Genomic DNA, 11716 nt, shown 5'->3' on the forward strand with positions numbered 1-11716 from the left:
GCAACCTTGAAGAGGTCGAAGCCTTTTTGCTGGCGGCTGATGCACCACAGGCTTTTGACGCGCTGCTGGATGAACTCTCGGATACCGTCATTCCCAACCTGGAGCGCTTTCCCCGCATGGGCAGGCGTTTTTTCGAGCGGCCCATTCGTTCCGTGGAGGTCAGCAACGCCATCGCAGGTTTGAACGCCAAGCTCAAAGCCATTGCGAAGGATGGCGAAATTCGTGAATACGTGATGTCGAATGACCTGTTGCTGTACGCATGCTTCGACACCACGATTTATCTGCTGGCGATTCGGCATCACCGGCAGCTCTCATTTGATTTTCAGTCGCTGTGGCCTGCATTGCCGTGATCGGCGGGACGGATGAAATCAAGCCGGATTGAACACCCGCTGTATGACTGGTAAACATTTCGACGTGCTGTACACAATGCTAAGCGGTGGACGCAAGTGCCCCCGTTTGTAAAATGTCATAACATACAGACAATTTTTCCAATGCAAGTTCAACGGGGGTAGCAATATGACTGTGCATACTTATTCAAGCCGTGAGTTCACTAGAGATGTTGGTGCCGCCAAGCGGGCCGCTGCACAGGGGCCAGTGCTCATTACGGACCGGGGCAGGCCAGCTTTTGCGTTGCTCAAGATAGAAGACTATTACCAGTTGACAGGCAAGCAGGAAGTTTCATTGTTGGCGCTGATGGATGCGATTCCAGGCGGGGAGGGCATTGAATTTGAGCCAAGCAAGCTCAGTTTGGAGCTGCGCAACGCGAACCTCTGACCTGGCCATGTACGTTCTTGATACCAACGTTATTTCCGAACTGCGGCAAGGCAAGCCAAACCAGTCTCGCGCAGTGCGGGCATGGGCATCTGACAAGCCTGCCCGCCACTTGTTTATTTCTGCCATCAGCATTCTTGAGCTTGAAAAAGGGGTTTTGGCTTTGGAGCGTCGCACCCCGCCACAAGGCAGCGCATTGCGCATCTGGCTCAATGGTGTGAAGGCCAGTTTTTCTGGCCGCATACTGCCGTTCACGCAAGACACTGCAACGCTATGTGCCGCGTTGCATGTGCCAAATCCAAAATCTGAACGCGATGCCATGATTGCTGCCACCGCGCTGGAGCACAAAATGACGGTGGTGACTCGTAACTTGGCTGACTTCGCTGGAACCGGTGTCAAGCTGATAGATCCTTTTCAGGCTTGACCTGTCCCCAGGGAGTAACTATTCAACTCGACTACACCACCCTCGACATGCAGCGCCGCCAACACCCGGCCTGGCGCTTGCTGGCGGCGGATTCGGCACCACTGGTGGCGAGTTTTTTGCATCGCGTGTTTGTCGTGCCCAATGTCCGCGTCATGGCGCAGTCCAACCTGGCCGAGGCGCTGGAGGACACGCTCTACGGCCTGCGTGAGCAGTTGGGTAGCAAGGCCTTTCCCAAATCGGCGCAAGAGTATCTGAACGACTGGGCCGCCAACGACAAGGGCTGGCTGCGCAAGTTTTATCCGGCAGGCTCGGACGAGCCGCACTTTGATCTGACCCCGCCCACCGAACGCGCCTTGGCCTGGCTGGGCAGCTTGTCAGACCGCAGTTTTGTCGGCACCGAGTCGCGCCTGCTCACGCTGTTTGGCCTGCTCAAACAAATGAGCGATGGCAGCGAGACCAACCCGCAGGCGCGCATCAATGAGTTGCACAAACAGCGTGATGCCATCGATGCCGAAATCGCCCGCGTGGTGGAGGGCAACATGGCCCTGCTGGACGACACCGCGCTCAAAGACCGCTTTCAGCAGTTCACCGGCCTGGCGCGTGAGCTGCTGGCGGATTTTCGGGAGGTGGAGCACAACTTTCGCACGCTGGACCGCACGGTGCGCGAGCGCATCGCCTTGTGGGATGGGGCCAAGGGAGAGCTGCTGCAAGAGATCATGGGCGAGCGTGATGCGATTGCCGAGTCCGATCAGGGCAAGAGCTTTCGCGCGTTTTGGGACTTTTTGATGTCGCAGTCGCGCCAGGAAGAGTTCACCATGCTGCTTGCACGGGTGCTGGATTTGCCGCCGGTGTCTGCACTGGAGCCCGATGTGCGCCTCAAACGTGTGCACTACGACTGGCTGGAGGCTGGTGAATACGCCCAGCGCACGGTGGCCCAGCTCTCACAACAGTTGCGCCGTTTTCTGGATGACAAAGCCTGGCTGGAAAACCGCCGCATCATGGACATTCTGCACGGCATTGAAGGCAAGGCTTTGGCCTTGCGTGACACGGCCCCGGCAGCTTTGCGCGTGCCAGACTTTATGCAGATCGATGAGATTGGCGCGGGGGTGGAGCTGCCACTGGAGCGCCCGCTGTACCAGCCACCGATGCAAACCGTACTGACCAGCGTGGCCTTGCAGGCGGGTGATAGCGACCTGGATGCTGCCGCGCTGTTTTCACAAGTGCGGGTGGACAAGGCAGCACTGTCAGCCCACATTCGCCAGTCGCTGCAAACGCAGCCCCAAGTGACGCTGGCCGAGTTGTTGTATACCCGCCCGCTGCAACAAGGTTTAAGTGAACTGGTGGCCTACCTGCAGCTGGCCAGCGAATCGTCCAATTCGGTGGTGGATGAGACTGTGCGGGACACGGTGGCGTGGCAGGTGGGGGATGAGGCTGGCGGCTGGGTGACCCGCCGCGCCCGTTTGCCACGTGTGATTTTTGTCAGGAGTTGAACATGCAAGGCCTTGAAGTGAATTCCTTGGCATCCGAGCTGGATGCCGCCACAGCCAAGCTTGCTGTGCAACCCGACCTGACCAGTTTGGTCGTCCCCTTGCTCAAGGGCGTGCTGTACCGCGAAGACGACACCAGCCAGTGGGCCGCCTTGCTGCAATTACAAGCCCGGGTGCGCGACTACGTGGCGGTGCTGGCGCTGGACCTGGTGGTGGACGAGGCCGAGGGTTACGCTTTTTTGCGTGCACAGCCGCAAGACGATGACAGCGCCCCCAAGCTGCCGCGCCTGGTGCGCCGCCAGCCCTTGAGCTTTCAGGTCAGCCTGCTGCTGGCGCTGTTGCGCAAAAAACTGGCCGAGTTTGATGCCAGTGGCGGCGACACGCGGCTGATCTTGACGCGCAGCGCGGTGGTGGAGCTGGTGCGGGTGTTCTTGCCCGCCGGTTCCAACGAGTCGCGCTTGATCGACCAGATTGAAACCCAGTTGAACAAGATCATTGAGCTGGGTTTTGTGCGCCGCCTCAAGGCTCCGGCAGAAGGCGCCTCAAACCGTGCCGCGCAAGAGCCGGTGTACGAGGTGCGCCGCATCCTCAAGGCGTTTGTTGATGCCCAGTGGCTGGCGGACTTTGACCAACGCCTGGCCGCGTACCAGGCGCAACTGGCCGCACCTGCCACTGCGGAGCTGAACGATGAGTGATGCCACCACCCTTGCAGGTTTTCGCCTGGCCCGCCTGGAGGTTTTCAACTGGGGCACCTTTGACAAACGGGTCTGGATGCTGGCGCTCGATGGCCGCAATGGGCTGCTGACCGGTGACATCGGCTCGGGCAAGTCCACGTTGGTGGATGCCATCACCACGCTGCTGATCCCGGCCCAGCGCATTGCCTACAACAAGGCCGCCGGGGCCGATGCGCGGGAGCGCTCGCTGCGCTCCTACGTGCTGGGGCATTACAAGTCTGAGCGCAATGAGACCAGTGGCAACGCCAAGCCGGTGGCGCTGCGCTCGGCCAGCGATTATTCGGTGATTCTGGGGGTGTTCCACAACGCCGGGTTTGACCAGACCGTGACGTTGGCCCAGGTGTTCTGGATGAAGGATACGTTTGGCCAGCCCGAGCGCTTTTACGCTGTGGCTGACAAGGCGCTGTCGCTGACCGAAGACTTTTCTGACTTCGGCACGGCCGTGCCCGCTTTGCGCACGCGCTTGCGCAAAAGTGGGGTCAGCCTGTTTGACAGTTTCCCGCCCTACAGCGCACACTTTCGCCGCCGCTTTGGCAACATGGGTGAGCAGGCGCTGGAGCTGTTTCACCAAACCGTGTCGATGAAGTCGGTGGGCAACCTGACCGACTTTGTGCGCCACCACATGTTGGAGCCGTTTGACGTGGCCCCGCGCATTGCCGGGCTGCTGGCGCACTTTGACGACCTCAGCCGCGCCCATGCCGCCGTGCTCAAGGCCAAGCAGCAGGTCGACTTGCTCAGGCCGCTGGTGGCTGATTGCGACAAGCACGCGGCGTTGCTGGACAGCTCGGTCGAATTGCGCCTGTGCCGCGAAGCGCTCAAACCCTGGTTTGCCAGCCAGAAATGCGCCCTGCTGGACCTGAGGTTGGAAACCTTGCAGACCAACCTGGGCAATGAAAGCGCCAAGGTGGAGCGCCTGCAAGCACGCAAGGCCGAGCAGCAAACCAAGGAGCGTGAACTGCGTCTGAGCATCGCACAGAGCGGTGGTGACCGCATCGCGCAGATTGAGGCCGACATCGCGCGCCAGCAAACCGAGCTGAACAAACGCCAGAAAAATGCCCAGCGCTACGATCAACTGCGTTTGAGCCTGGGCCTGCTGGCGGTGGCCAACCGCGAGGAGCTGCTGACCCAGCAACAAGCCTGCGCCCAGCGTCGCGTGGCCGATGCGCAGCAGGAGGCGGCACTGCAAAACGAGCTGACCGAGCGTGGTGTCGAACTGGCCGAAGGGCGCAAAGACCACCAGTTGCTGGCGGACGAGGTGAAAAGCCTGCGTGCCCGGCGCAGCAACGTCGACCTGTTTTACATCAAGCTGCGCACGGAGCTGTGCCAGGCCCTGGGCCTGCGCGAGGACAGCATGCCGTTTGCCGGTGAGCTGCTGCAAGTGCACGACGACGCGCGCGACTGGGAAGGCGCGGCCGAGCGCGTGTTACACAGCTTTGCACTCTCGCTGCTTGTGCCCGATGCCCACTATGCCAAGGTGGCGCAGTGGGTGGATGACACCCACCTCAAAGGGCGGCTGGTGTACTACCGGGTGCGTGACAACCTGCGCATGGAACGCCCCCAACTGCATGCCCAGTCGCTGGTCCGCAAGATTGCCATCAAGCCTGATTCACCCTTCTACACCTGGCTGGAGCTGGAAGTGGCGCGCCGCTTTGACTACGCCTGCTGCACCACGCAAGAGCAGTTTCGCGCCGAACCCAAAGCCATCACCCGTGCCGGGCAGATCAAGGCGGCTGGCGAGCGCCACGAGAAAGACGACCGCCACCGCCTGGACGACCGCAGCCGCTACGTGCTGGGCTGGAGCAACGGCACCAAGCTGGGTGTGTTGGAAGGCAAGATGCGGGTGCTGGAGGCGCGCCTCGGTGACATTGGTGCCAAGATTGGTGCTTTGCAGCAGGAGCAATCCACCCTACGCAAGCGCCAGCAAGCCCTGGCCAAGCTGGAAGAGTTTCAGGATTACAGCGATTTGGACTGGCCAGCCAATGCCCGCGAAATTGCGCGTTTGCAAGACGAGCGTACGGCGCTGGAAGCCGCCTCTGATCTGTTGGCCGCGTTGACCCAGCAGTTGAAGACGCTAGAAGACGAGTTGGCCCAAACCGAGGAGCAACTGATTGAGCTGCGCGGCAAGCGTTCTAAGACCGAGCAAAAAATCGACGATGCGCAGAGCTTGCGCCGCGATGCCGAGGCCTTGATGGCGCAGGCCTCCGAGGGGTTCGCGCAGCAGGTGCAGCGCCTGGAAAACCTGCAGCAGGAGATGCAGGGCCAGCAGGTGTTGACCGTAGAGTCGTGCGATGCCCGTGAGCGTGAGCTACGCGATGGCCTGCAAGCCCGCATCGATGCCGAAGACGGCCGCGCCCGGCGTGTGCTAGAAAAAATCATCGATGCCATGCGCAGTTTCAGCAACCGCTTCCCGGTGGAGACGCAGGAGCTGGATGTGTCGGTGGGCTCTGCGGGTGAGTACCGCGCCCTGTTGCAGCGCCTGGTGGCCGACGACTTGCCCCGTTTTGAGGCCGACTTCAAACGCTCACTCAACGAGAACACCATCCGCGAAGTGGCCAACTTCAACTCACAGCTCCACAAGGAGCGCGCCACCATCCATGAGCGCATTGAGCGCATCAACCAGTCGCTCACGCAAATCGACTACAACCCGGGACGCTTCATCACGCTGGAGCTGCAAACCACCACCGATGCCGAGGTGCGCGACTTTCAAACCGAGTTGCGCACCTGCCTGGACGGCGCACTGGGTGGAGATGCGGGCGCAGGCCAAGACAGCCAGTATTCCGAAGCCAAGTTCTTGCAGGTCAAACACATCATCGAGCGCCTGCGTGGCCGCGAAGGCCAGACCGATGCTGATAGGCGCTGGACGACCAAGGTGACCGACGTGCGCAACTGGTTTGTCTTTGCCGCCAGCGAGCGCTGGCGCGAAGACGGCCGCGAGCACGAACATTACTCCGACTCGGGCGGCAAGTCTGGCGGGCAAAAAGAAAAGCTGGCTTACACCATCCTTGCCGCTAGCCTGGCCTACCAGTTCGGCCTGGCCTGGGGCGAAACCCGCTCCAAGAGCTTCCGCTTTGTCGTCATCGACGAAGCCTTTGGCCGGGGCTCGGACGAGTCGGCTCAGTACGGGCTGCGACTGTTCGAGAAGCTCAACCTGCAACTGCTCATCGTCACCCCGCTACAAAAAATCCACATCATCGAACCCTTTGTCGCCAGCGTGGGTTTCGTGCATAACTTTGAGGGGCGGGATTCGCGGCTGCGTAATTTGAGTATTGAGGCGTATCGGGAGGAGAGGGTGAGGGTGGACAAAGGAGAGCGCGATGACTGAAACCACCGGGCAAGGCAGGCCAATGACCTGGACTACCCCCGCCGACCTGCGCGCCCAAGTCCAGAAGCTCTGGAACAAAGGCGAGCTGCTGCGCCCCTGCGTGTTGGGGCAGGTGATGCCCGCCCGGCGCTTGCGACTCACTGGGCCAAACTCGACTGAGCTGGCGGATCGCTTTGACGATGTGCGGGCATGGATGAAGGCCTTGGGCGGCAACACACCTGCGGACAGCGCGCCGCGCTGGCGCATCGTCTCGCGCCAATTCCGCCACCGCGTGCTTGGGGAATGCGCCGTGCCCGACGAGGTCTGGCTCGATACCCAGGACGATGCCTTGGCGTTGATCGGCAAGCCAAAAGAGGCCAAGCGCTTCATCACCCTGGTGCAGTACACCCGTGAGCAGCAGCCCGTCTTGCTGCCCTGGCTGGAGAAGCGCCCGCTGAATGCGCTGGCTTTGGCGGATGCCTGGGAACGGCTGCTCCAAGTGGTCACCTGGCTGCAAGCCCACCCGCGCCCTGGCATCTATCTGCGCCAGGTCGATCTGCCCGGTGTGGACAGCAAGTTCATCGAGGCGCACCGGGGTGTGCTCGCTGAGCTGCTGGACTTGGCCTTGCCGCCGCAGGCCATCGAGGCCAGCGCCACTGGGGCCAGCCAGTTCTGCCAACGCTACGGCTTCAAGGACAAACCCCTGCGCGTGCGCTTTCGCCTGCTGGATGCAAACGCTGGTGTGGGCCTGCTGCCCGCCGAGGCCGAGCACGACATCACCCTGACCCAGGCCGACTTTGCCAGGCTCAAGCTGCCGGTCAGCCGGGTGTTCTTGACCGAAAACGAGGTCAACTTTCTGGCCTTTCCGCCCCTGCCGGGTAGCTTGGTGATTTTTGGCGCAGGTTATGGTTTTGAGGTGCTGGCCGAGGCCCGCTGGCTGCACGACTGCCGCCTGTTTTACTGGGGCGATATCGACACCCACGGCTTTGCCATCCTGGATCAATTGCGCGTCCGTTTGCCGCAGGTGCAGTCGCTGTTGATGGATCGTGCCACCTTGATGGCGCACGCCAGCCAGTGGGGCGAAGAGCCGCAGCCGGTGTGGCGCGACTTGCCGCGATTGAAAGCCGATGAGGCCGCGCTGTTTGACGACTTGCGGACTCAGCGCTTGCGCCCCATGCTGCGGCTGGAGCAGGAGCGCATTGGTTTTGAGTCGGTTAAAGCGGCTTTATTGACCACGGAACGCGAATGACGATGTTTTATATAAATAATTGGCCTGTAGCCCTTATAAATACTGCACAAGTAGCTACTAAGTTTATAGCAATCATGGTGCTGGAGATGCACCCATGAGCGCCCGCTGCATCATGGTGCTGGGCACCACCAGCGGCGCGGGCAAAAGCTGGCTGACCACCGCACTGTGCCGCTACTACGCCCGTTTGGGACTCAAGGTTGCGCCGTTCAAGGCGCAGAACATGAGCAACAACGCGCGCGTGGTGGCTTCAAGTAACGGCCAGGGTGAGATCGGCTCGGCGCAATACTTCCAGGCCCTGGCCGCCAAGGCTGAACCCGAGGTGCGCATGAACCCGCTGCTGTTGAAACCTGAGGCCGACACCCATAGCCAGGTGGTGTTGCTGGGCCAGGTCAGTGAGGAATTGACCGCCATGCCTTGGCGTGGCCGCAGTCTCAAGGTCTGGCCGCAGATTGCTGCCGCCCTGGATGCACTGCGTGCCGAAAACGACGTGGTGGTGATCGAGGGTGCGGGTTCCCCGGCGGAGATCAACCTTTCGAGTAGCGACATTGTCAACATGCGTGTGGCCAAGCATTGCCACGCCGCTTGTCTGCTGGTCACCGACATCGACCGCGGTGGCGCCTTTGCCCACCTGTACGGCACCTGGGCGCTGCTGCCAGAGGATGAGCGGGCGCTGATCAAGGGTTTTGTGCTGAACAAGTTTCGCGGCGATGCCAGCCTGCTGGCCCCGGCACCGCAGATGCTGCAAGAACTCACCGGTGTGCCCACAGTGGCCACGCTGCCGATGTGGTGGCAACACGGTTTGCCGGAAGAGGATGGGGTTTTTGACGACCGCAGTACCGCCAAAGGTGCAGTCAGTCTGACGGTGGCCGTCATCGCCTACCCGCGCATCAGCAATCTGGACGAGTTCCAGCCGCTCAAAAACATTCCCGGTTTGAAATTGCAATGGGTGCGCTCACCCTCGGAGCTAGCGGGGCTGAAACCCACCGACTGGATCATCCTGCCCGGCTCCAAAGCCACCAGCGCTGACCTGGCCTGGCTGCGCTCACAAGGGCTGGATGCCGCAGTGGCGCAGCATGCAGGCCAGGGTGGGGCGGTGCTGGGTATCTGCGGCGGTCTGCAAATGCTGGGCGAGGCGCTGGTTGACCAGCACGGCATTGACGGCAATGCGCCGGGCTTGGGCCTGCTGCCGCTGGTGACGGTGTTTGAGGCCGACAAAACCGTGCGGCATACGCGGGCCAGTTTTTCGGCCCTGACGGGATTTTGGCAAGCCTTGGCGGGTGTGCCAGTCAGCGGCTATGAAATTCACCACGGTCAGACCGCGCAGCATCCGGCCATGGCCGAAGCGGGCAATGTGGCGCTGGAGGTGTTGCCGGGCGGCCTGGGCTGGTGCAACGCGCAGGGCAATGTGCTCGGCCTGTACCTGCACGGCCTGTTTGAAGACCCTGCAGTTTTGCAAGCTCTGTTTGGTGCCCGTTTGAATGGCCTGGTGCCCACGCTGGATGCGGTGTTTGAGCGCTTGGCTGATTTCGTGGAGCAGTATTTTGAGGTTGGAGTGTTGGATGGTTTGGGTTCCATGGTGAACAAAAGCAGATAACCGAGTCTTGAGTGGTTGCACTAATTTGTGCGAGAAGGAGCTTCAATGAAGATCGCGAACAATCTCGGTGGACTTGAAGTGGCTGAATCGGTAATGGTTCAGCAATGTCCAGATTTAAAGGAGCGCACGGCGCTCCTTGGTCGGCTACTTGCAACCGTTGATGCGGTCGATGCGATCGCACCGAATGCTTGGGCTGTTACCCTTTTTACGAATGGTTTTCGCCTAAATGTGGGTCAGGTGGAAGCTCTTGTTTTCAACGATGGCAAGCTACGGATCAACCTTTCAGCCTCTATTGAAACTGCGCCATGTGTCGGTTCGAACTTTGTCAGCTCACACTACAGATCACTGCCACAACCTTTGTGCGCGTTTGTCGGTTCGCTTCTGGAGTATTTGCCCGTGGCTGTTGTGCTTGAACCACTGCACAAGCGGTTTGTCCAACATGCATCCACTGGCATTTCGGGCACGTCAAGAAAGGGTACGCCATTCAAGCGAAGTCATTGCGAAGGGTTGATTCAGTACGCTCGGTCGGTACAAGCCAGCGCGGGTGTCAATTTGTTTGCCAATGCATTTGTGACAACTGCAATCGCTGTGCCGAACGAGGTTGCTAAAACCGATCTACTGGTGGAAGGTGCAGTTCGCCAGGTTACGTTGAATGCTTACGAGCGCAGCCGCGAAGCGCAGACAAAATGCAAAGTAGCGCACGGGTGTCAATGTGCAGTCTGTGGATTTGATTTTGGTCTTGTCTACGGGCCTGATATGGTGGGGTTCATTCATGTGCATCACATCGAACCGCTGGCCTCTATTGGCGCTGAGCATTTGGTCGATCCGATCAAGGATCTGCGCCCTGTGTGTCCCAATTGCCACGCCGTGATTCACAGCGTCAGCCCACCTCGATCAATAGAAGAAGTGATGGTCATGATGACCAATGCGGCTCGGTCCGGGTTCCAGGGAAATAGTTCTTGACGTTTTGGCACTTCTACCTTGGGTCGCCATAAATTCAGGCCAGCCAGCGCTGCTATGATGCGACGCTTCAGGTGCCCGCAGGCCATTGACCTCGGGAGAATCGGGAAGACGGTGTGAATCCGTCGCGTGCCCAACGCTGTAAGGACGATGCATCGCGCAAATGCCACTGGCTGCCAAGCCGGGAAGGTGCGTGAAGGCAGTTGACTCCAAGCCAGAAGACCGGCCTGATGTTGTTATGGGTGCTGCAAGGCCGGGCAGCGCCTCCACCATTCACGCACAGGGGACTGCCATGAATACCACACTTCCTGTCCTGACGGACATCTCTTCGCCTGCTCTGACCACAGCCTTGCAGGACAAACTCAACAACAAAACCAAGCCACTGGGCTCTTTGGGCCGCATTGAAGATCTGGCGCTCCAGATCGGCCAGATTCTGGGCACACAAAACCCGGTGCTGGACCAAGCCCAGATGGTGGTGTTTGCCGGTGACCACGGGCTCACCGCACGCGGCGTGTCGGCTTTTCCCAGCGACGTGAGCTGGCAGATGGTGGAAAACTTTCTGGCCGGTGGTGCGGCGGTCAGCGTGTTCTCACGCCTGAACGGCCTTGCACTCACCGTGGTGGACTGCGGTGTCAAACATGACTTTCTGGCTGGTCTGCCCGCAGGTAGCCAACGCCCCGGCTTGCAGGTGCGCAAGGCGGTGGGGGCCGAGCAGGGCACGGCAGACTCCAGCGCGCAAGCCGCCATGACGGCTGAGCAATGCCAGCAAGCCATTGAACACGGCGTGGCGCTGGTCAAAGAGCTGCCCGGCAACGCGCTGCTGCTGGGCGAAATGGGCATTGGCAACACCTCGGCCGCTTCGATGCTGTTGTCTCGCCTGACCGGGTTGGACATTGAGGTGTGCACCGGTGCCGGCACCGGGCTGGATGCCCCCGCCGTGCAGCGCAAAACGGCGGTGTTGCGCGAAGTGCTGGCGCGCCACCCGGATGCCAAGACCCCGCTGGACGCGCTGGCGGCTTTGGGCGGGTTTGAGATCGCCACCATGGTCGGGGCCGTGCTGCAAGCCGCCCACGAGCGCCGGGTGGTGGTGGTGGACGGCTTCATCGCCAGCAGCGCCGTGCTGGTGGCTCACGCCCTGCAGCCGCTGGTGTTGCAGCGTTGTGTGTTTGCCCACCGCTCAGGCGAGCGGGGTCATG

General features: G+C 60.7%; 10 protein-coding genes and 1 riboswitch. All 10 genes read left to right on the forward strand.

From position 1 onward, the window contains the following. A partial coding sequence (locus PHQ58_RS22050; RefSeq protein WP_300115737.1) for a type II toxin-antitoxin system RelE/ParE family toxin occupies nt 1-350 on the forward strand: 350 nt, incomplete at its 5' end. Nucleotides 351-516: 166 nt separating this feature from the next. Further along, nucleotides 517-774: a type II toxin-antitoxin system prevent-host-death family antitoxin gene (locus tag PHQ58_RS22055; protein WP_300115740.1), complete on the forward strand. Its 258-nt coding sequence runs from the start codon at nt 517-519 to the stop codon at nt 772-774. A gap of 7 nt (nt 775-781) precedes the next feature. Continuing rightward, nucleotides 782-1195, forward strand: coding sequence for a type II toxin-antitoxin system VapC family toxin (locus tag PHQ58_RS22060; protein ID WP_300115741.1), 414 nt, complete (start codon nt 782-784; stop codon nt 1193-1195). 20 nt (nt 1196-1215) lie between these two features. Continuing rightward, nucleotides 1216-2685 carry a DUF3375 domain-containing protein gene (locus PHQ58_RS22065; RefSeq protein WP_300115757.1) on the forward strand — a complete coding sequence of 490 codons (1470 nt, stop codon included), beginning with the start codon at nt 1216-1218 and terminating at the stop codon, nt 2683-2685. A 2-nt stretch (nt 2686-2687) separates the two neighbouring features. Continuing rightward, entirely contained in the window at nt 2688-3377 is a 690-nt protein-coding gene (locus tag PHQ58_RS22070; protein ID WP_300115743.1) for a DUF4194 domain-containing protein, read from the forward strand. Then, on the forward strand, nt 3370-6738 hold the full coding sequence (locus PHQ58_RS22075) for an ATP-binding protein (RefSeq protein ID WP_300115745.1): 3369 nt from the start codon (nt 3370-3372) through the stop codon (nt 6736-6738). Before PHQ58_RS22070 ends, PHQ58_RS22075 begins: the two co-directional genes overlap by 8 nt. Beyond that, nucleotides 6731-7966: a Wadjet anti-phage system protein JetD domain-containing protein gene (locus PHQ58_RS22080; protein WP_367187361.1), complete on the forward strand. Its 1236-nt coding sequence runs from the start codon at nt 6731-6733 to the stop codon at nt 7964-7966. Before PHQ58_RS22075 ends, PHQ58_RS22080 begins: the two co-directional genes overlap by 8 nt. Before the next feature lie 94 nt (nt 7967-8060). Then, the gene (locus tag PHQ58_RS22085) at nt 8061-9560 is read left to right on the forward strand and encodes a cobyric acid synthase (RefSeq protein ID WP_300115748.1); all 1500 of its coding nucleotides are present in this window, start codon (nt 8061-8063) and stop codon (nt 9558-9560) included. Between the two features lie 45 nt (nt 9561-9605). Then, complete coding sequence (locus PHQ58_RS22090; RefSeq protein WP_300115752.1) at nt 9606-10523, forward strand: HNH endonuclease; 918 nt, start codon at nt 9606-9608, stop codon at nt 10521-10523. Between the two features lie 52 nt (nt 10524-10575). Next, nucleotides 10576-10766: riboswitch (cobalamin riboswitch) on the forward strand. A 46-nt stretch (nt 10767-10812) separates the two neighbouring features. Continuing rightward, the coding region (cobT, locus tag PHQ58_RS22095) for a nicotinate-nucleotide--dimethylbenzimidazole phosphoribosyltransferase (RefSeq protein WP_300115754.1) at nt 10813-11716 on the forward strand (904 nt) is incomplete at its 3' end.

The organism is Rhodoferax sp., from assembly GCF_028688795.1.
In the GTDB taxonomy this organism is placed as follows: domain Bacteria; phylum Pseudomonadota; class Gammaproteobacteria; order Burkholderiales; family Burkholderiaceae_C; genus Rhodoferax.

Coding starts and splice junctions, on each gene's coding strand:
- PHQ58_RS22055 (WP_300115740.1), top strand. CDS start 517: ATGACTGTGCATACTTATTCAAGCCGTGAGTTCACTAGAGATGTTGGT.
- PHQ58_RS22060 (WP_300115741.1), top strand. CDS start 782: ATGTACGTTCTTGATACCAACGTTATTTCCGAACTGCGGCAAGGCAAG.
- PHQ58_RS22070 (WP_300115743.1), top strand. CDS start 2,688: ATGCAAGGCCTTGAAGTGAATTCCTTGGCATCCGAGCTGGATGCCGCC.
- PHQ58_RS22075 (WP_300115745.1), top strand. CDS start 3,370: ATGAGTGATGCCACCACCCTTGCAGGTTTTCGCCTGGCCCGCCTGGAG.
- PHQ58_RS22080 (WP_367187361.1), top strand. CDS start 6,731: ATGACTGAAACCACCGGGCAAGGCAGGCCAATGACCTGGACTACCCCC.
- PHQ58_RS22085 (WP_300115748.1), top strand. CDS start 8,061: ATGAGCGCCCGCTGCATCATGGTGCTGGGCACCACCAGCGGCGCGGGC.
- PHQ58_RS22090 (WP_300115752.1), top strand. CDS start 9,606: ATGAAGATCGCGAACAATCTCGGTGGACTTGAAGTGGCTGAATCGGTA.